This is a genomic window from Streptomyces sp. NBC_01232, from assembly GCF_035989885.1.
GTDB lineage: Bacteria > Actinomycetota > Actinomycetes > Streptomycetales > Streptomycetaceae > Streptomyces.
Map to the genome: position 1 here is coordinate 3,350,124 of NZ_CP108518.1, position 20,901 is coordinate 3,371,024.

A 20,901-nucleotide genomic window follows, 5' to 3' on the forward strand; every position below is an offset into this window, starting at 1 on the left:
TCCGGTGCGGTTCTCTGCCGCAAAGGGCCCTTCCCCGAAGGGCCCTTCGGGGAAGGGCGTCTCCGCCGGGGCACGCCGCCGTCTGATCGCGGCGGCGTTCCTCCTCCCGGCCCTCGTGCTGCTCGGCGCGCTCGTCGTGCACCCGATCGGCTACTCCCTCTACCGCAGCTTCTTCGACCGCTCCGGCGGCACGTTCGTCGGCGCCGACAACTACCGGGAGATCCTCGCCGACCGCACGATCCGCACCGCTCTGAAGAACACCGCGGTGTGGGTGGTGCTCGCCCCGGCCACGGCCACCGCCCTCGGCCTGATCTTCGCGGTGCTCACCGAACGGGTGCGCTGGGGAACGGCGTTCAAGCTACTGGTGTTCATGCCGATGGCCATCTCGATGCTGGCCGCGGGCATCATCTTCCGGCTCGTCTACGACCACGACCCCGACCGCGGGGTCGCCAACGCGGTCTGGGTCGGGGTCCACGACACCTTCGCGCAGTCCTCGGCCTTCCCCAAGGCCCGCCCGGGCCGGGACTCGCCGCTGGCGGACGCCGGCGGGGGCGCCTTCGTGACCCGCGACCCCGTCCGAGCGGGCACTGCGGTGCTGCTCCCGCTGGTCGGCGTGGCCCCCGAGGCCCTGCCGGAGGGCACCCGTACCGCGGGCACCTCCGAGGCCGTACCGGGAAAGGTCACCGGCACGGTGTGGCAGGACTTCACCCGCGGCGGGGGCGGACGGACGAACGCGGTCGACCCGACGGAGCAGGGCTTCTCCGGGATGCGGATCGAGGCGGTCAGGGACGGCCGGGTGGTCGACACGGCGACGGCCGGCCCCGACGGCACCTTCACCCTGTCCGCGAAGGCCGACGGCGCGCAGCTGCGGCTGCCCGCCGCCAACTTCCGGGAGGCGTACGCCGGGGTGCAGTGGCTCGGCCCGTCGCTCGTCACCCCGGCGGTGATCGGGGCGTACGTATGGATGTGGGCCGGTTTCGCGATGGTGCTGATCGGGGCCGGGCTGGCCGCCGTACCGCGCGAACTGATGGAGGCGGCGCGCGTGGACGGGGCGAACGAGTGGCAGGTGTTCCGCCGGATCACCGTCCCGCTGCTGGCACCCGTCCTGGCGGTCGTGCTCGTCACCCTCGTCATCAACGTCATGAAGATCTTCGACCTGGTCTTCGTCATCGCACCCGGAGCGGTCCAGGACGACGCGAACGTGCTCGCGCTCCAGCTCTACCGGACCTCCTTCGGCACCGACGCCGATCCGGGGCTGGGCAGCGCCATCGCCGTATTGCTGTTGGTGCTGGTGATCCCGGTGATGCTCGTGAACATCCGCCGACTGCGCAAGGAGGGGGCCCGATGAGCCGTTCCGACATGACGCCGGACCCCGCGAGGGCCCCCTTCGCCGAGCGGGCCGCGGCCCGGCTGGCCGCGGGTGCGCTGCGCGTCTTCCTGGTCGTCGCGGCGATGTTCTGGCTGCTGCCCACCCTCGGACTGCTGCTCTCCTCCTTCCTCTCCCCCACCGACCTCAACAGCGGCGGCTGGTGGCAGGTACTGACCGCGCCCTCGCGCCTGACGGCCGACAACTACGAGCGCCTCCTCGCCAACGACACGATCACCGGCTCCCTCCTGAACACCTTCGCGATCGCCGTCCCGGCCACCCTGCTGGTCCTGGCCCTGGGCTCGTTCGCCGGATACGCCTTCGCCTGGCTGGAGTTCCCCGGCCGGGACTGGCTCTTCCTCCTCGTCGTCGCACTGCTCGTCGTCCCCGTCCAGGTGGCGCTGATCCCCGTCTCCGAACTCTTCGGCTCCATCGGGCTGTTCGAGACCACGGCGGGAGTGGTGCTCTTCCACACCGCCTTCGGGCTGCCCTTCGCCGTGTTCCTGCTGCGCAACTTCTTCGCGGAGATCCCGCGCGAGCTGCTGGAGGCGGCCCGCCTCGACGGTGCGGGTGAACTGCGGCTGTTCACACGGGTGGTGCTGCCGCTCGGCGGGCCGGCGATCGCCTCGCTCGGCATCTTCCAGTTCCTGTGGGTGTGGAACGACATGCTGGTCGCGCTGGTCTTCGCGGACTCGGCCAGCCCGCCGGTCACGGTGGCGCTGCAGCAGCAGGTACGGCAGTTCGGGAACAACATCGACGTGCTCGCGCCCGGCGCGTTCCTGTCGATGGTGATCCCGCTCGTCGTCTTCTTCGCCTTCCAGCGGCAGTTCGTGTCGGGGGTGATGGCCGGGGCGATCAAGTGACCCGCCCTCCGCACACCGAGTGACGTGCGCCGTTGACGCTGCGTAACCCGAATGCCACGCACCGCGTAACCCGATCGCCACGCCGGGGGTTCCTGGGCAAACAGCCCGCGCCGACCCCTGGATGTGCCGTGCCCCGGTTCAGCGTCATCGTGCCCGCGTACAAGGTCCAGGCCTACCTCCAGGAGAGTCTGGACTCGGTGCTGACGCAGTCGTGCCCGGACCTGGAGCTGATCGCGGTCGACGACGCCTCGCCGGACGCCTGCGGTTCGATCATCGACGAGTACGCGGCCCGCGACCCCCGGGTGACGGCCGTGCACCTGGCGCAGAACCTGGGCCTGGGGCCGGCCCGCAACGCGGGCCTGTCCCGCGCGAGCGGCGACTACCTGATCTTCCTCGACGGCGACGACACCCTCGCCCCCGGCGCCCTGCAGGCCATCACCGACCGGCTGAAGGCCACCGGCTCCCCCGACATCCTGGTCTACGACTACGCGCGCACCTTCTGGTCGGGCGAACTGGTGCGCAACAGCCTCTCGAACCGGCTGTCCGAGGAGGGCCCGGCCAGCTTCCGCCTCGCCGACCGCCCGGCCCTCCTCGGCATGCTGATGGTGGTGTGGAACAAGGCGTACCGCCGCGAGTACGTGGAGCGCGAGGGCCTCGTCTTCCCGCCCGGCTTCTACGAGGACACCCCCTGGACCTACCCGGCGCTGCTGGCCGCCGAGTCCGTCGCCGTCCTGGACCGGGTCTGCGTCCACTACCGGCAGCGGCGCACCGGCTCCATCCTGACCACCACCAGCCGCCGCCACCTCGACATCTTCGACCAGTACGACCGGGTCTTCGGACACCTCGCCGGCCGCCCCGAGCTGGAGCGCTGGCGGCCCGCCCTGCACCGGCGCATGGCCGAGCACTTCTGCACCCTGTACGCCGACCCGCGCCGCCTCCCGCGCGCCGCCCGGGCCGAGTTCTTCGCCCGGGCCTGCCTCATGCTGCGCCGCTACCGCGCCCCGGGCGGCAGCGGCGCGCTGCCACTGTCCCTGTCGCGGACCGACCGGGTCCGGCACACCCTGATGCGGCTGGGCACCCGGCGCACGTACCGGCTGCTGTCGGCGCTGCGCTCGGCCGGACTGGCGCTGGGCCGGGCAGCCTCGGGTCTGTGGCGCGGCCTGCGGGAGTCCGGGATGCGGCTGCACTACCGGATCCAGCGGCTCCTGCCGCTGGATCCGGAGCTCGCGGTCTTCTCCGCGTACTGGCACGGCGGCTACGCCTGCAATCCGGCGGCCATCGAGGCCAAGCTGCGGGAGCTGGCACCGCGGATGCGCACGGCGTGGATCTGCGACCCGGCGCACGCCTCGACGCTGCCCCGCGAGACGACGGCGCTGCGGCCGGGCTCGGCGGCGTACTGGACCGCCCTGGCCAGGGCCGGCCACCTGGTCACGAACGTCAACTTCGACCGCGCCCTGGTCAAGCGGCCGGGCCAGGTCCTCGTCCAGACGCAGCACGGCACCCCGCTCAAGCGCGTCGGCCTCGACCTCCAGGACCGTCCGGCGGCCACCCCGACGACGGACTTCGCGGGGCTGCTGCGCGGCGCCGACCAGTGGGACTACCTGCTGTCCTCGAACCGGCACTCCACCCTGGTCTGGGAGAAGGCCGTCCCGTCCTCCTACACGACGCTGGAGTACGGCTACCCCCGCAACGACGTCTTCCACCGGGCGGGCCCGGCCGAGGTACTGGCGCTGCGCGAACGCCTGGGCATTCCGGCGGGTTCGACGGCCGTCCTGTACGCACCCACGCACCGCGACTACCGGCGCAGCCGGCCGGAACACCTGGACTTCGAGCGGGTCCTGCGGGACCTGGGCCCGCGCTTCACGATCCTCGCCCGCACCCACCTCACGTACGCGGACGTCCCGCCGTCGCCGGACACGCACCCCCGCCTGATCGACGTCTCCTCGTACCCCTCGGTGGAGGAGCTGGCCCTGGCCTCGGACGCGCTGGTGACGGACTACTCGTCGCTGATGTTCGACTACGCGGTGCTGGACCGCCCGATCGTCATCCACGCGGACGACTGGGAGGCGTACGAGGCGGCCCGGGGCACGTACTTCGACCTGCGGTCGTGCCCGCCCGGCGCGATCGCCCGGACCGAGGACGAGCTGGTGGACATCTTCAGCACCGGCCACTGGCAGGGCTCGCGCTCCGCCCAGCTGCGGGCGGCCTTCCGGGCGCGCTTCTGCTCGTACGACGACGGCCACGCGGCGGAACGGGTGGTGCGCCGGATCTTCCTGGGCCAGAGCGCCCCGATCCCGGCGGTCGTGCCCCTTGCGGACCGCCGCCCCGCCCCGTCGGCCCCCGCAGCCACCGCTCCGGCCCCGGAACCGATGCTGGCCCCGCTGGCATCGAGCCGGTGGCCGTAGCGGACCGAAAGCCGGCCTCCCCGGGGTCCGCCCGCAGACGGCCCCCGGCCGGCCGGCCCGCTCAGCCCGCGTCGAGCGCGTCCAGACCCGCCCCGTCCAGGTCGAGCGGCGCCCGCTCCCGCGCCTGCTCCACGGTCCCCCGGGCGATGGCCGCCATGTCCACCTCGATGTGACCGGACCCGTCGAGGCCGAAGCCTCCACCGCGCTCGAACATCAGCACGAGAGGCTCGAAGGGCGAGGGCAGGTCCGGGAGAACGGGGGCGGTGTCCGAGAGCACTGCGAAGTTCAGGGCCCACGTGACGGTGTTCAGAACGACCGGCTGCTGCAGACCGATCCTCTCCGCGACACCCTTCACCGACTCGTCGTCGATCCGCGCCGAAGGATCGATACGCTCGGCGATGTCGAAGAACGGCCACTCCGTGGAACCGGTCGCCCCGGCCCACAACGCGGAGCGCCGCAGGAACTCACGCATGAGCGCGACACGCGACCGGGTGCGGTCGAACGAGCCGACCCAGTCGGCCCTTTCGAGCCTCGCTGCAAGCGCCAGGGCAGAATCCGTCCTCACGGCTTGTTCCTCCGGATGTAGTCGATGAGGTCGTCCAAGTTTGACAGGTCGGGCCGGATCTCGAAGGGCGGCGGATCCATGCCCAGGGAGCGCCATGCGACGTACGGGTTCGCATGGGTCTCGTGCGGCGAGACCTCGTGGGCGCCGTAGTGCTCCTTCGTGAACCAGTTGACGCCGTCGGCGTCGTAGTTCATGCCCCGGTACGGCATGCCCTCCGCCATGAGGACTCCCTCGACGCCCTCATGGACCATCAGCCGCCTGAAGGCCACCTGCCCCGCCTCGTCGAGGGTGCCGGCCTCGGCCCGCTGCCACAGTTCGGCCACGTGCTCCATGGGAGCCACCCGCCCGTTGCGGACCTGACCCGGACCGATGGGGAAGCGCTCGTGCACCGTGAAGAAGAGGTGCTGCCGCACGCCGTCGAGGACCTCCCTGGATATGCCCGTGTTCTCGGCGATCCGGATCGTGTCGCCCTCGTTGGCGCGGATCGCGTCGTAGGCTTCACCGGCCTTGCCCTGGGGCTCGTCCACGTACGGCGCACCGTCCGACGCGAAGTGCTCCGGCGGGACAGTGACGACGTCCGGCTGGTCCGGCGGGGGGGCGTCCCCGTCGCTTCCGGTGTCCCGGCCCGGAGGAACTTCCCCGTCCCCGGCACCGGACGGGGCGCTGTCGCCGTGGACACCGCCCGTGGACGGGGGTTCGTGGTGGCTGCCGGCGCCCGGGCCGTCCGTGTGACCCGTGCCCTCGGGGCCGTCCGTGTGCCCGCCACCGCCCGAGCCGGTGTCACCGTGGCCGCCGGTGGACGGGCCGTCGGCCCGGCTGGTGCCGGTCGGGGGGTCGTAGCTCCCGGAGGGGCCCGTGGCGGGCTCGTGGGCGTGGCCGCCGGGGGTGGTGTGGTCGCCGGCACGGCCGGTGGGGGTGTTGTCGAAGCCGTCCGTGTGGTGGGCGGCGTTGTCGATGGTGTGGACGGGGCCGGAGATGTCGGAGGTGAGGTGGATGGGGTTGTCGATGGTGTGGACGGGGCCGGAGATGTCGGAGGTGAGGTGGATGGGGTTGTCGCCGCCGCGGGCGGCGACGCCGGCGAGTTCGGGGACCCTGACGGTGGCGGGGGATTCGGTCTTCGGGGCGTCGGTGCGCGGCAGGTCCGCGCCCGCGTTGGTGTCCGGTGAGGGCTCCTGGGTGGAGTTCTTGCCGCTCTGCTCGAGGGACCCGTCGGCCTTGTAGATGTTGCCTTCGATGTCCATGAACTTGGTGGTGCCGTCGGGCGTCGGCAGTTTGACCGTGTTCGGCGGGAACGTGGTGGTGTTCTCCGGGAGTTTGATGTTCCCGTCGGACAGCTTGATCGCCCCGTCCGGAACAGCGGTACCCGACGGGAGGTGGATGACACCGTCGGGGAGCATGACGGCGCCTTCGGGGAGGGAGATCGCGCCGTCCAGGTTGATGCTCGGCGTCTCGATCTTGCCCATGCCCTTCAGACCGGCCATCACATCACCGATCTTCGAGAAACCGGCGCCCGCGCCCTTGAAGATGTACGTCATCGGGTCGATCGCCCGGCCGGCCTTGCCCGCGAACGACAGGGTCTTGGCGACCGCACCCGCCTTGCCCGCACCCGAGACCGCACCGCCCGCACCACCGGTGAACACCGTGGTCACCACATTGAACGTGACCGCACCCGCCGCACGACCCGGGTTCGAACCCCACTGGTCCCACGCCAGGAGCGCCTTGCCCGTCTCCTTCATCGCGGTACGGGAGTCACGCAGCCACGAGGGCAGCTTGTCGTCCGGAGCCGCCATGAACAAAGGCCCCACACCCGGGATCATCGCGATGCCCAGCCCGGTACCGAGCTTGGCAAGGCCCGTCCAGGACTGCTTGAACACATCCCAGCCCTGCAGGCCGACCAGACCGCCCAGACCCTTGAGGGTTCCCCAGATACCGTCGACGACGATGCCCTTGCCGAACTCCCAGGCATGCTCCCAGACCTGCCAGCCGGGAATCGACTCCTCCACCGCATCACCCCACGGCAGGGACTTCGCCTGCTTCAACGCCTCCGCGTCATACCCGTACATGTCCGCAGCGTTGGAGCCGTCGTTCACCCGCAACGGCTTCCCGTTGACCAGAGCGACGATCTTCGCGTGAGCGGCCCGTTCCACCGCGTGGAACTCCTCCCACACCTCCGCGACCTTGTTACGCCGCTCGAGGTTCTCGTCGATCAGATCGCCGTCCTCAGCCCACTTGTCCTCCTTCTCCGTCTTCTCCCGGAACGCCTGCGCCTCCGCCCGCAGACTCTCCAGCTTCTTGATGATCGGAGCCGCGTCACGCGAGTACGTCCCCAGCGCACCCGCAATCGTGCACATGTCAGAACTGAGCTTCAAACCCAGATCCTGGACCGGCTTCGTCGTCGCGAACAGCTGATCCGCCTCCGGCGCCTGATAGAACGCCTGCAACCCACCAAAACTGGTGTGAACGTCCGAGGCCTTCGTCGAAACGGTGGCACCACCCGACGAGATCAGCTTCACCTTCTCGTCCAGCACCGCCAGATCACCCGTGAAAACCGGTATCTCAGCCGGATCGACCGGCGCGCCCCCACTCATTCCTTACCCCCCGAGTGATCCAGCTACTGCGTCCCCCACCATCCCTATCAAGATCGGCGTTGCGGATGCAATTGCACATCCGGTTCCGTGACAAAGACATGACGTTGGATCACATCGGGGAGACGTCCGCCCTCAGGCCCGCCACCACCTGGCGGGCCAGGGTGTCCAGTTGGGCGGCCGTCATCGCGTCGCGGACGACCACCTGACGCCAGTAGAGCGGGCCGATCAGCAGGTCGAGGGTACGGTCCGGGCCGATGTCCGCCGGGAGTTCACCCCGGGCGACCGCATCCGCGACGACGCCCTGCGCCATCCGCTGCTGACCGTCGAGCAGAGCGCCGCGCACCGCGTCCGCGATGTCGGGGTTCCGCGCCGCTTCCACCAGCAGGTCGGGGATCACCGCAGAGGCCACCGGATGCCGCAGCACGTGTGACATGACCTCCAGCAGGGCCCGTACGTCCCCGTACAGCGACCCCGTCGCCGGCGCCGGCAGGCCGTCCGCCGCGAAGGCCCCGACCAGGTCCAGCACCAGGTGCAGCTTCGACTTCCACCGCCGGTAGACCGCGGTCTTGCCGACCCCCGCCCGCCGGGCGATGCCCTCGATGGACATCCGGGAGAAGCCGACCGCGGCCAGCTCCTCCACCACTGCGTCGCGGATCGCCTCGGTCACGTCCGCGCGCAGGACGGCGGCCCCGGCGGGGGCTCGGCGGGCGGGGGCGGGGGCCGAGTCGGCGGCGGGGTCCGTGGTCATGCACAGAGCATAACCGCGTCTCGTCAGGACGATACGGTTGCGTTCCGACGTGCGACACCCTAACCTCGCCGTAGCGACGATACGGACCCGTCCCGACCTCAGAAGCGACGTACTGACCCCGTCGAAAGCGAACCCTGTGACCACCGCGACCGCACCCGAAACCGCGCCCGCGCCCTTCGCGCCCTCCGCGGAACTCGCGCAACTCGCCGCCGCCCACGGCCTCACCCTCAGCGGCGCCCGCCCCACGCTCCCCCGCTACATCGCGGAGCTCTGGGACCGCCGCCACTTCGTGACCGCGTACGCGACCGCCCGCATGCAGGCCACGTACAGCACGGCCAAGCTCGGCCAGCTCTGGCACCTGGTGACGCCGCTCCTCAACGCGGCCGTCTACTACTTCATCTTCGGCATCGTGATGAAGGCCAGCAACGGCGTGCCGGACTACGTCCCCTTCCTGATCACCGGCATCTTCGTCTGGGACTTCATCGGCAGCTCCGTCAACGCCGGCACCCGCGCCGTGCACAGCAACCGCGGCCTGGTCCGCGCCCTGCACTTCCCGCGCGCGAGCCTGCCCATCTCCACCGTCGTCCAGCTCTTCCAGCAGCTGCTCGTCACCATGGGCGCCCTGGTCATCCTGCTGCTGGCCTTCGGCCAGCGGCCCGCCTGGTCCTGGTTCCTCGCCGTCCCGACCCTCGTGCTGATGGCCGTCTTCGCCGCGGGCTGCGCGATGGTCATGGCGCGCATCGGCAGCAAGAGCCCGGACGTCAGCCAGCTGATGCCCTTCGTCCTGCGCACCTGGATGTACTCCTCGGGCGTCATGTGGTCCATCGACCAGATGCTCAAGACGGACCACCTGCCGCACTGGGTGCTGATGCTGCTCAAGTTCAACCCCGCGGCCGTCTACATCGACCTGATGCGCTTCGCGCTGATCGACAGCTTCGGAGCGCACTCGCTCCCGCCCCACGTGGGGCCCCTCGCCATCGGCTGGGCCCTGCTCGCCGGCATCGGCGGTTTCATCTGGTTCTGGAAGGCAGAAGAGGAGTACGGCCGTGGCTGACACCGCAACGAAGACCGGCACCGCCGGCACCGCCGGCGCCACCGGCACCCGGGTGCCCACCGTCATCGCGGACGGCGTCCATGTCGTCTACAAGGTCCACGGCGCCGGCGCGGCCAAGGGCGGAGCCACCGCCGCGCTCGGCCGGATCTTCTCCCGCAGGCCGTCCCCCGGCATCAAGGAGGTGCACGCCGTCAAGGGCGTCACCTTCACCGCGTACAAGGGCGAGGCCATCGGCCTCATCGGCTCCAACGGCTCGGGCAAGTCCACCCTGCTGGCCGCCATCGCCGGCCTCCAGCCCGTGGCCCGCGGCCGGATCTACTCGCACGGCCAGCCGTCCCTGCTGGGTGTGAACGCCGCCCTGATGAACGACCTGACCGGCGAGCGCAACGTCGTCCTCGGCGGCCTCGCGATGGGCATGTCCAGGCAGCAGATCCGCGAGCGCTACCAGGACATCGTCGACTTCTCCGGCATCAACGAGAGGAACGACTTCATCTCCCTGCCCATGCGGACGTACTCGTCCGGCATGGGCGCCCGGCTGCGCTTCTCCATCGCCGCGGCCAAGGACCACGACGTCCTGATGATCGACGAGGCCCTGGCCACCGGAGACGCCGCATTCCAGCGCCGCAGCCAGGCCCGCATCGAGGAGCTCCGCGAACGCGCCGGCACCGTCTTCCTCGTCAGCCACGCCATCAACACGGTCCGCGAGACCTGCGACCGCGCGATCTGGCTGGAGTCGGGCGTCCTGCGCATGGACGGCCCCTCGAAGGAAGTCTGCGACGCCTACGACGCCTTCACCCGCCGCTGACCCTTCCAGCCCCGCTCCTCCACGAACGGGCCGGGCCCGGGACCACAAGGTCCCGGGCCCGGCCCGTTCCGTACAACCCGCGATCAGCTGTGCGCGCGCAACAGCGACCGCATCGTCCGCATCGCCACCGACAGGTTCGCCAGGTCGAAGTCGTCCGACCCCTGGATCTCGTCCAGAGTCGTCCGCGCACGCCCGATGATCGCCGCGTTCTTCTCCTCCCACGCCTTGAAGCGCTCCTCGGGAGTCGACGACCCGTTGCCCACCGACAGCACATCGGCCGTCAGGGCCGCGTGCGCCGCGAACAGGTCCTCGCGGATGGACGCACGGGCCATCGACTGCCAGCGGTCGGACCGCGGCAGCTCGATGATCCGGTCCATCAGCTGGGTGATGTTCAGGCGGTCGGCGAGGTCGTAGTACACCTCGGCGACCTCCAGCGGGTCCACACCCGTACGGTCCGCGATCGCCACGATGTCGAGCGCCGGGAAGGCGGAGGAGAAGCCGGCCACCTTGGCGGCCAGTTCCTCCGGGACGCCCTCACCCGTCAGCTCGTCCATGATCGACTGGTACCACTCCAGGTCGGCGCCGCGCACCAGCTTCGGCAGCTCGGCCCAGACCTGACCCACGCGCTCCGTGAAGAAGCCGATGGTCTCGGTGATCTGGAGCGGCTGCGGCCGGTTGTTCAGCAGCCAGCGGGTACCGCGCTCGACCAGGCGCCGCGAGTGCAGCCGCACCCGGGTCTGGACGTCGGCGGCGACCTTGTTGTCGAGCGTCTCCACCGCGTCCCACACGTCGGCCAGGCCGAAGATCTCGCGGGCCGCGAGCTGCGCCCGGACGATCTCCTCCGTGGAGGCCCCGCTCTCCTCGCGCAGCCGGTGCAGGAAGGTCGAACCACCGGTGTTGACGGTGTCGTTGACCAGGATGGTGGTGATGATCTCCCGGCGCAGCGCGTGCGCGTCGATCTGCTCGGTGAGCTTCTCGGCCAGCGCGGCCGGGAAGTACGCGAAGAGCAGGCGGCGCAGGTACGGGTCGTCCGGCAGCTCGGTGGCGATGAGCTCGTCCGCCACCGTGATCTTGGTGTAGGCGAACAGCACGGCCAGTTCCGGCTGGGTCAGGCCCTTGCCGCCGCTCAGCAGCTCGCGGATCTGCCGGTCGGTGGGCAGGAACTCCAGCGCCCGGTCGAGCAGCCCGTCCCGCTCCAGCCGGCGCATGTAGCGCTGCTGCGCGTGGAGCAGGCTCGGGGCCTGCGCCGCGCCGTTGGCGAGCGCGGTGTTCTGCGCGTAGTTGTTGCGCAGCACCAGGTGGCCGACCTCGTCGGTCATCTGGGCCAGCAGCTTGTTGCGCTGCTTGACGGTCATGTCGCCGTCGGTGACGACCGCGTTGAGCAGGATCTTGATGTTCACCTCGTGGTCGGAGGTGTCCACGCCGGCGCTGTTGTCGATGGCGTCGGTGTTGACCTTGCCGCCCTCGCCGCCGGCGCCGCTGCGGGCGAACTCGATCCGGCCGAGCTGGGTCAGACCCAGGTTGCCGCCCTCGCCGATGACCTTGGCCCGCACGTCGGAACCGTTGACGCGGATGGCGTCGTTGGCCTTGTCGCCGACGTCCGCATGCGTCTCGGCCGTCGCCTTGACGTACGTACCGATGCCGCCGTTCCACAGCAGGTCCACCGGGGACTGCAGGATCGCCTTCATCAGGTCGGCCGGGGTCATCTTGGTGACGCCCGCCTCGATGCCGAGGGCCTCGCGGACCTGCGCGGTGATCGGGACGGCCTTCGCGGAACGCGGGTGGATGCCACCGCCCGCGGAGATCAGCGAGGTGTCGTAGTCGGCCCACGAGGAGCGCGGCAGCTCGAACAGGCGGCGGCGCTCGGCGTACGAGGTGGCCGCGTCCGGGTTCGGGTCGATGAAGATGTGCCGGTGGTCGAAGGCGGCGACCAGGCGGATGTGCTCGGAGAGCAGCATGCCGTTGCCGAACACGTCGCCGGACATGTCACCGACTCCGACGACGGTGAAGTCCTCGGTCTGGGTGTCGTGGCCGAGCTCGCGGAAGTGCCGCTTGACGGACTCCCACGCGCCGCGGGCGGTGATGCCCATGCCCTTGTGGTCGTAGCCGGCCGAGCCGCCCGACGCGAAGGCGTCGCCGAGCCAGAAGCCGTAGGACTCGGCCACTCCGTTGGCGATGTCGGAGAAGGTCGCGGTGCCCTTGTCCGCGGCGACGACGAGGTAGGTGTCGTCCTCGTCGTGGCGGACCACGCCCTTGGGCGGCAGGACCTCGCCGGCGACCATGTTGTCGGTGATGTCGAGCAGCGCCGAGATGAAGATCTTGTACGAGGCGATGCCCTCGGCGAGCCAGGCGTCGCGGTCCACCGACGGGTCGGGGAGGTTCTTCGCGACGAAGCCTCCCTTGGCGCCCACCGGCACGATCACGGTGTTCTTGACCATCTGCGCCTTGACCAGGCCGAGGATCTCCGTACGGAAGTCCTCACGGCGGTCGGACCAGCGCAGGCCGCCTCGGGCGACCTTGCCGAAGCGCAGGTGGACGCCCTCGACGCGCGGGGAGTACACCCAGATCTCGAAGGCCGGGCGCGGGGCCGGCAGGTCCGGGATGGCCTGCGGGTCGAACTTCATCGACACGTACGAGTGCTGCTCGCCCACGCCGTTGAGCTGGAAGAAGTTCGTGCGCAGCGTGGCCTTGATGAGCGTGAGGAAGGCCCGCAGGATGCGGTCCTCGTCGAGCGAGGCGACCTGGTCCAGGGCCCCGTCGAGCTCCTCCAGCATGGCGTCCACGAGCTCGCTGCCGGCGGTCTGGCGCACGGGCGCCATGCGGGCCTCGAAGAGCGAGACCAGCAGCCGGGTGGTGTGGACGTTGTTGCGGAGGGTGTCCTCCATGTAGTCCTGGCTGAAGGTGGAGCCGGCCTGGCGCATGTACTTGGCGTACGCGCGCAGGACGACGGCCTGCCGCCAGGTGAGCCCGGCGCTCAGCACGAGGGCGTTGAAGTTGTCGTTCTCGGCGTCGCCCTGCCAGACCGCGGCGAAGGCGTCCTGGAAGCGCTCGCGGGCGTCGTCGCCGAGGTAGTTGTCCCCGCTGCCGGAGAGGGGCATCCGCAGACCGAAGTCGTAGATCCACGCGCTGACGCGGTCGGAGCGGCGCAGCTCGTACGGGCGCTCGTCGGTGACCTCGACGCCCAGGCGCTGCAGCACCGGCAGGACCGCGGAGAGCGACACCTGGTCGCCGGTGCGGAAGATCTTGAACCGGCGCTCGCCGGGGCCCGCACCCACGGGCTCGTACAGCGAGAGCGCGAAGCGTCGCTCGCTGGCGGCGAGCTTCTCCAGGTGGACCAGGTCGGCGACCGCCGCGCGCGGCGAGTGGTCGGCCTTGTAGCCCTCGGTGAAGGAGGTGCCGTAGCGGCGCAGCAGCTCGGCGGCGCGCTCCTCGCCGCATTCGGCGATCAGCGCTTCCTGGAAGCCGTCGGCCCAGGAGCGGGCGGCCTCGACGAGACGGCCCTCGATGCGCTCGACGTCGGAGTCGGTCAGGGCGGGCAGCTCGGTGCCCTGCGGGACGCGGACGACGAAGTGGATGCGGGAGAGGATCGACTCGGTGTTCCACGCGGTGAAGTCGACGCTGATGCCGCCGAGCTCCTCCCGGAGGATGTCCATCAGACGCAGCCGCACGCCGGTGGTGAACCGGTCTCGGGGCAGGTAGACCAGCGCGGAGTAGTAGCGGCCGTACTCGTCCTGGCGCAGGTACAGCCGCAGCCGGCGGCGTTCCTGGAGGTACAGGACGGAGGTGACGATGGCCTGGAGCTGGTCGACCGGGGTCTGGAACAGCTCGTCGCGCGGGTACGTCTCGAGGATCTGCAGCAGGTCGCGGCCGTCGTGGCTGCTCGGCGCGAAGCCGGCGCCGTCGAGGACCTCGACGACCTTGCGGCGGATGACCGGGACGCGGCGCACGGACTCGGTGTACGCGGCCGAGGAGAACAGGCCGAGGAAGCGGCGCTCGCCGACGACGTTGCCGTCTGCGTCGAACTTCTTCACGCCCACGTAGTCGAGGTACGAGGGGCGGTGCACGGTGGAGCGGCTGTTGGCCTTGGTCAGCACCAGCAGGCGGTGCTCGCGGGCCTTGGCGCGGGCGTCGGCCGGCAGCCGGTTGAAGGACGGCGAGACCGGGTGGCCGTCGTCCTTGCCGCTGTGGTGCGGGTCGGAGCGCAGGATGCCGAGGCCGGTGCCGGGCACGGCGGCCAGGGAGTCGCCGTCGACGAGGTTGTACTCGCGGTAGCCGAGGAAGGTGAAGTGGTCGTCGGCGAGCCAGCGCAGCAGCTCACGGGCCTCTTCGAGCTCGTACTCGCGCAGGTCGGGGGCGGTGTGCTCCTCGGGCAGGCCCTCGGCGATGCGCAGCGCCGCGTCGCGCATCTTCTCCCAGTCCTCGACGGACTCGCGTACGTCGGACAGGACGCGCAGCAGGTCGGCGTTGATCTGCTTGAGGTCGGCGCGGTCGGTCTCGCGGTCGATCTCGACGTGGATCCAGGACTCGACGAGGGAGTCGTGGGGACGCGAGGTGCGGGGGCCGTGGGCGTCGCAGTCGGGGCCGAGGATCTCGATCAGCTTGCCGGTGACGTCACGGCGTACGACGACCTGCGGGTGGATCACGACGTGGATGCCGCGGCCCTGGCGGGACAGCTCGTTCGTCACCGAGTCCACGAGGAAGGGCATGTCATCGGTGACCACCTCGACGACGGAGTGGCTGGAGGTCCAGCCGTTCTCCTCCACCGTGGGGGTGTGCACGCGCACGTTCGCGGTGCCCTGCGGCCGGTTCTCGGCGAGCCGGTAGTGCGAGAGCGCCGCGCCGAATACGTCGACCGGGTCCCGGTCCGCGAGGTCCTCGGGCGCCGTGTGCAGGTAGTAGCGCTGGAGGTACGAGAGCACTGTGTCCTGGTCTGGACGCTCTCCCCGCTCGGACCCAGTCGGAAGTAGCCCCCCGGCCGGGCTGTGCTCAGCTACCCGGGCCGCCCGTGCGAGCAGCTCGGCCTTTGCTTCGTCCAGCTTGGTCTGCATGTCCTCTGGCTCCTGTCGCGCGCCATTGCGTGACGTAGGTGAAGGAAGGAATGACATAGCGCCGCGAGGCGGGGTGTCCGTTCGGGATCGACGCTATGCCGTCGAGAGAGCCGACCGGGAGGGAATGAGCCATGATCGGCCGGATGTCCCGGGGGCGGGGATCAGCGAAGGCCCGGGCACGGTCGTGCGCCGGGCGCAGGCCGGAGGCTCCAGTGCCCCCGATGACTATCGCGCTGATCACGGGTACCAGGCTATCCCGACCTACCCCCAGGACGTCATTCGCTGCATCTGTACAAATCTTGGGGTGGAACTTTGACACTCTGGCCAGCGACGTGACCGCCCGTCCGTGCAGCAGCCTGTCCAGTCGCTATCCGGCCAGCTCACGAGCGGTCATTACGGCCTCTGCCAGGCTGTCCACGACCGGCACACCGGCCGATTCCAGACTGCTGCGGCTGTGCGAGCCGCCCGTGTAGAGAACCGCGCGGGCACCCACGTGGGCAGCGGCGAGCGCGTCGTCCACGGCGTCTCCGATGAGGACCGTACGGTCGGCCGTCACGCCCGTCCCGTCCAGGGCGGTCAGGTGACGTACGAGGTGTCCCGCCTTGGACGTGTGGGAGGGGCCGGTCCGCCCGTCCACGCGCAGGAAGTGCTGCTCGATGCGGTGGAACCGGACCAGGGGCACCAGCTTCTCGTGGGGCGCGAGGGACAGCAAGGACTGCGTGAGCCCGCCCTGCTGCCAGTCCTGGAGCAGCTCCCGGGCACCCTCGGCCAGCCCGGCGTCCTCGGCGGCGGCCCAGTAGTGGCGGTGGAAGGTGTCGTCCATGACGAGCCACTCCTCCTCGGTGGGCAGCCGTCCCATGAGGCGCTCGTAGAACTTCGGCACCGGTACGACGTACAGGTCCCGGTACGTCTCCAGGGTGATCGGCTCGAAACCGAGCTCGGCGAAGGAGGCGTTGGTCGCGGCTATGACGGCGTCGATGTCGTGGAGGAGCGTGCCGTTCCAGTCCCAGACGATGTGGTTCGTGGCGGTCACTTCAGCAACCCCGCGATCTCCTGCACGCCGAACCACAGCAGCTCGTGGTCCTCGGCCGCGTCGACGACGGCCTGTGCGGCCGCGTCCCCGCCGTCGGCCGCATCGAGGGACCGCGCGGCCGCGGCCACGTCCCCGTCGGCGTCATCGGCGTCCGCGTGCACGGCAGCCGCCACGGCGAGCCGTACGGCGGCGCCGAGGGTCACCCGGCCCAGGGCGGCCTCGTCGTCGCCGGGGGCGGCGGTGGCGGCCTTGTCGTCGACGTCGAGGGCGACCACGACGCGCCGGCGCGGGGCGTCCGCGTCCGCGGCGAGCAGCCGCAGCGAGGCGAGCGCGGCCCGGTTCAGGGCCGCGTACTCCAGCTCCTCGATGTCGTCCGACACGTACCACTCGCGCAGCCCGGGGGTGACGGCGTACGCCAGCAGCGGGGCGGGGCCCAGCTCACCCGCCTTGTGCACCTCGGCGAGCCCGGGGAGGGTCAGGGGGACGTACACGCGCATGGCCGGCTGCTTTCGGTAGTCGGAAACGCACCCAGGATACGACTCGGACGAGGCCGGCCGGGTGATGGACTCCGTCCCCCATCGGGCCGTCGGGCCACGGCCCGCCCCCGTCCACCCGGGTCCTCGTGGGACGCCGGCCGGGGCCGGGGAGCGGGCGCCGCCCATCCTGATAGGTGAACCGGGCGGGGGGCCCGCCGGGGCGCGGGCGTGGTTGCGGAGCGTGGTCGGCGGCCGTAGAAGATCCCCATCAAGTTACCGCCCGGTATGGCTCCGGGCCCGGCCTGTTCGGGGGCAGATCGCGATGGACACCACGACGCGCGGCACGATGACCGGCAACGAAGGCAGCCGTCGGCGGCCCGCCGGGCGCGCCCGGACCCGGCCGGCCGGGCGCCGCGATCCGCGGCGCCCCGCGGGCCCTCCGCGCACCCTGCGGCTCGGCCCCCACCACTGGTTCGCCGAACACCTCCTCGCGGTGGTCAGCGGCCTGCGCCCGGTCCACTCGCTCCTCGGCCACACGGTCGGCCCCGCCTACCAGCAGCTGATCGCCCTGGCCCCCACGGCCCCCCTGCGCGAGCGCCTGCGCCCGGTGGTCCGCCAGTGCGGCCGCTTCACCCCCGGCCCGGGGGTCATCGAGGCATTCGCCCGCATCGCCACGGGCGAGCGCCTGACGGCAATGGCCTTCCGCCTCGAACAGGGCCCGGACCTCCGCTGGCGCTGCGCAGCGGTGGAAATCCAGGGCCCCCGCCCCTGACCCCCCACCGGCCCCACATCCACCCCCGCAGCGCTCCCGTCAGCCACGCGGGCGCTCCCCTCAGCCCCGCCGGCGCTTGAGGCACTCCCCTCAGCCCCGCCGGCGTTTGAGACTCTCCCTCAGCCCCGCCGGCGCTTTAGGCGCCCCTCAGCCCCGCCGGCGTTTGAGGCGCGGGGGTCCGGGGGCGGCGCCCCCGGCAACGGCGCCGCAGGGCACCGCACCACCCGGCCGGCACCACACGACCCGGCCGGCACCGCGCAACCTGGCCGGCACCACACAACGCGGCCGGGGCCGGACACCCGTAGGTGTCCGGCCCCGGCCGACAGCTCGCGCTCAACCCGGCGGTGGGTTACTTCTTCCGCCGACGCCCGCCCGCGGCCTTCTGCGCCTTGCGGCGCTCCGCCCGCGTCATCCCGTCGCCCTCACCACCGGCAGCGTCACTGTCGAAGTCGCCCTCGATGACACCGCCCTCCCCGTCCACCGTCGGCGCCGAGAAGTGCAGCCGGTCCGGCCGCTGCGGAGCGTCGAGGCCCTTCGCCCGGATCTCCGGACGCGCACCCGCCGGCTCCTTCGACAGGGACGGCGCCGCGTCCTGCACCGGAAGCTCCTCGACCTGCTGCTCGACCTGGACCTCCAGGTTGAACAGGTAGCCGACGGACTCCTCCTTGATGCCTTCCTGCATGGCGTTGAACATGTCGAAGCCCTCGCGCTGGTACTCGACCAGCGGGTCCTTCTGGGCCATCGCCCGCAGGCCGATGCCCTCCTGCAGGTAGTCCATCTCGTACAGGTGCTCGCGCCACTTGCGGTCGAGCACCGACAGGACCACGCGCCGCTCCAGCTCACGCATGATCTCGGAGCCGAGCGTCTTCTCGCGGGTCTCGTACTGCTCGTGGATGTCGTCCTTGACGGACTCCGCGATGAACTCGGCGGTGATGCCCGCGCGGTCGCCCGCGGCCTCCTCCAGCTCCTCGATGGTGACCTTCACCGGGTAGAGCTGCCGGAAGGCGCTCCACAGCCGCTCCAGGTCCCACTCCTCGGCGAAGCCCTCGACCGTCTCGGCCGCGATGTACGCGTCGATCGTGTCGTCCATCATGAAGCGCACCTGCTCCTGGAGGTCCTCGCCCTCCAGGACGCGGCGGCGCTCGCCGTAGATGACCTCGCGCTGGCTGTTGAGGACCTCGTCGTACTTCAGGACGTTCTTGCGCGTCTCGAAGTTCTGGGTCTCGACCTGCGACTGGGCCGACGCGATCGCGCGCGTCACCATCTTGTTCTCGATCGGCACGTCGTCGGGAACGTTCGCCATCGCCATGACGCGCTCGACCATCTGCGCCTTGAACAGACGCATCAGGTCGTCGCCCAGCGACAGGTAGAAGCGGGACTCGCCCGGGTCGCCCTGTCGGCCGGAGCGGCCGCGAAGCTGGTTGTCGATACGGCGCGACTCGTGGCGCTCGGTGCCCAGCACGTACAGCCCGCCGAGGTCCTTGACCTCCTCGAACTCCGCCTTCACCGCCGCCTCGGCCCGGGTGAGCGCCGAGGGGAGCGCGTGCGCCCACTCCTCGATGTGCTCCTCCGGGTCCAGGCCCTGCTGGCGCAGCTCGGCCTCGGCCAGGTCGTCCGGGTTGCCGCCGAGCTTGATGTCGGTACCGCGGCCGGCCATGTTCGTGGCGACCGTGACCGCGCCGCGGCGGCCGGCCTGGGCGACGATCGTCGCCTCACGGTCGTGCTGCTTGGCGTTGAGCACCTCGTGCGGGATGCCGCGCTTGGAGAGCTGCTGGGAGAGGTACTCGGACTTCTCGACCGACGTCGTACCGACGAGGATCGGCTGGCCCTTCTCGTGCTTCTCCGCGATGTCGTCGACGACGGCGGCGAACTTCGCGACCTCGGTCCGGTAGATCAGGTCCGGCTGGTCCTTGCGGACCATGTCGCGGTTGGTCGGGATCGGGACGACACCGAGCTTGTAGATCTGGTGGAACTCGGCGGCCTCGGTCATGGCCGTACCGGTCATGCCCGACAGCTTCGAGTAGAGGCGGAAGAAGTTCTGCAGGGTGATCGTGGCGAGGGTCTGGTTCTCGTCCTTGATGTCCACCCCTTCCTTCGCCTCGATCGCCTGGTGCATGCCCTCGTTGTAGCGGCGGCCGGCGAGGATACGGCCGGTGTGCTCGTCGACGATCATGACTTCGCCGTCGATGACGACGTAGTCCTTGTCGTTCTTGAAGAGCTCCTTGGCCTTGATCGCGTTGTTGAGGTAACCGACGAGCGGGGTGTTCACCGACTCGTAGAGGTTCTCGATGCCGAGCCAGTCCTCGACCTTGGCGACGCCGGTCTCGTGGATGGCGACGGTGCGCTTCTTCTCGTCGACCTCGTAGTCGCCGGTCTCCTCGATGCCCTTCAGCGGCTGGCCGGCCTCGCCCCTGGTCAGGCGGGTCACCAGCTTCGCGAAGTCGCCGTACCACTTCGTGGCCTGGTCGGCGGGGCCGGAGATGATCAGCGGGGTACGGGCCTCGTCGACCAGGATCGAGTCGACCTCGTCGACCACGGCGAAGTTGTGGCCGCGCTGGACGAGCTCGTCCTGGGACCACGCCATGTTGTCGCGCAGGTAGTCGAAGCCGAACTCGTTGTTCGTGCCGTAGGTGATGTCGCTGCCGTACTGCTCGCGGCGCTGGGCGGGCGACATGTTCGCCAGGATGCAGCCGACCTCGAGGCCGAGGAACTTGTGCACCCGGCCCATCAGCTCGGAGTCGCGCTCGGCCAGGTAGTCGTTCACCGTGATCAGGTGGACGCCCTTGCCGGACAGCGCGTTCAGGTACGCGGGCAGCGTGCCGACGAGGGTCTTGCCCTCACCGGTCTTCATCTCGGCCACGTAGCCGAGGTGCAGCGCCGCGCCACCCATGATCTGGACGTCGTAGTGCCGCTGGCCGAGGACGCGCTTGGCCGCCTCGCGTACGGTCGCGAAGGCCTCGGGGAGCAGGTCGTCCAGGGTCTCGCCGTCCTGGAAACGCTGCTTGTACTCGTCCGTGAGCGCACGCAACTCGGCGTCGGAGAGGTTGACGAAGTCCTCTTCGATGGAGTTGACCTGGTCCGCGATGCGGTGCAGTTTGCGCAGGATCTTGCCTTCGCCTGCACGCATGAGCTTGTTGAAGACGGACACCGAGGTTTGTCTCCTTGCCGGTCGGGCCTG

The 20,901-nt window shown here is 70.5% G+C and carries 13 protein-coding genes; 6 read left to right on the forward strand and 7 right to left on the reverse strand.

The window, feature by feature from the left end; all coding sequences use genetic code 11:
- Positions 1-4: 4 nt before the first annotated feature.
- The 3 genes from OG444_RS15510 to OG444_RS15520 all read left to right on the forward strand — a co-directional run bounded on the left by OG444_RS15510 (position 5) and on the right by OG444_RS15520 (position 4,634).
- Positions 5-1,348, forward strand: a complete 1,344-nt coding sequence (locus OG444_RS15510; RefSeq protein ID WP_405789122.1) for a carbohydrate ABC transporter permease — start codon at positions 5-7, stop codon at positions 1,346-1,348.
- A complete protein-coding gene (locus OG444_RS15515) occupies positions 1,345-2,229 on the forward strand; it encodes a carbohydrate ABC transporter permease (protein ID WP_327262734.1) in 885 nt (294 codons plus the stop codon). The genes OG444_RS15510 and OG444_RS15515 overlap by 4 nt, the downstream gene beginning before the upstream one ends.
- Before the next feature lie 128 nt (positions 2,230-2,357).
- Positions 2,358-4,634 carry a bifunctional glycosyltransferase/CDP-glycerol:glycerophosphate glycerophosphotransferase gene (locus OG444_RS15520; RefSeq protein ID WP_327262735.1) on the forward strand — a complete coding sequence of 759 codons (2,277 nt, stop codon included), beginning with the start codon at positions 2,358-2,360 and terminating at the stop codon, positions 4,632-4,634.
- Positions 4,635-4,695: 61 nt separating this feature from the next.
- Here OG444_RS15520 and OG444_RS15525 read toward each other — a convergent pair whose 3' ends face one another.
- From OG444_RS15525 to OG444_RS15535, 3 genes are all read right to left on the reverse strand, one after another.
- Positions 4,696-5,199 (reverse strand): hypothetical protein, encoded by a 504-nt coding sequence (locus OG444_RS15525; protein WP_327262736.1) that lies wholly within the window; start codon positions 5,197-5,199, stop codon positions 4,696-4,698.
- A complete protein-coding gene (locus OG444_RS15530; protein WP_327262737.1) occupies positions 5,196-7,550 on the reverse strand; it encodes a hypothetical protein in 2,355 nt (784 codons plus the stop codon). The genes OG444_RS15525 and OG444_RS15530 overlap by 4 nt, the downstream gene beginning before the upstream one ends.
- A 346-nt stretch (positions 7,551-7,896) precedes the next feature.
- A complete protein-coding gene (locus OG444_RS15535; protein WP_327262738.1) occupies positions 7,897-8,535 on the reverse strand; it encodes a TetR/AcrR family transcriptional regulator in 639 nt (212 codons plus the stop codon).
- Positions 8,536-8,671: 136 nt separating this feature from the next.
- On the opposite strand from OG444_RS15535, the gene OG444_RS15540 reads away from it, so the two are divergent.
- Positions 8,672-9,589, forward strand: coding sequence for an ABC transporter permease (locus OG444_RS15540; RefSeq protein ID WP_327262739.1), 918 nt, complete (start codon positions 8,672-8,674; stop codon positions 9,587-9,589).
- A complete protein-coding gene (locus OG444_RS15545; protein ID WP_327262740.1) occupies positions 9,582-10,394 on the forward strand; it encodes an ABC transporter ATP-binding protein in 813 nt (270 codons plus the stop codon). The genes OG444_RS15540 and OG444_RS15545 overlap by 8 nt, the downstream gene beginning before the upstream one ends.
- A gap of 83 nt (positions 10,395-10,477) precedes the next feature.
- Here the strand turns inward: OG444_RS15545 and OG444_RS15550 are convergent, their stop codons facing one another.
- From OG444_RS15550 to OG444_RS15560, 3 genes are all read right to left on the reverse strand, one after another.
- Entirely contained in the window at positions 10,478-15,442 is a 4,965-nt protein-coding gene (locus OG444_RS15550; RefSeq protein WP_327262741.1) for an NAD-glutamate dehydrogenase, read from the reverse strand.
- Between the two features lie 367 nt (positions 15,443-15,809).
- The gene (locus OG444_RS15555; RefSeq protein ID WP_327262742.1) at positions 15,810-16,475 is read right to left on the reverse strand and encodes an HAD family hydrolase; all 666 of its coding nucleotides are present in this window, start codon (positions 16,473-16,475) and stop codon (positions 15,810-15,812) included.
- On the reverse strand, positions 16,472-16,972 hold the full coding sequence (locus OG444_RS15560; RefSeq protein WP_327262743.1) for a DUF6912 family protein: 501 nt from the start codon (positions 16,970-16,972) through the stop codon (positions 16,472-16,474). Before OG444_RS15560 ends, OG444_RS15555 begins: the two co-directional genes overlap by 4 nt.
- Positions 16,973-17,273: 301 nt before the next feature.
- Here OG444_RS15560 and OG444_RS15565 point away from each other — a divergent pair, with 301 nt between their 5' ends.
- Positions 17,274-17,723 (forward strand): Rv3235 family protein, encoded by a 450-nt coding sequence (locus tag OG444_RS15565; protein ID WP_327262744.1) that lies wholly within the window; start codon positions 17,274-17,276, stop codon positions 17,721-17,723.
- A 349-nt stretch (positions 17,724-18,072) separates the two neighbouring features.
- Here the strand turns inward: OG444_RS15565 and secA are convergent, their stop codons facing one another.
- Positions 18,073-20,871, reverse strand: a complete 2,799-nt coding sequence (secA, locus tag OG444_RS15570) for a preprotein translocase subunit SecA (protein ID WP_327262745.1) — start codon at positions 20,869-20,871, stop codon at positions 18,073-18,075.
- Between the last annotated feature and the right edge of the window lie 30 nt (positions 20,872-20,901).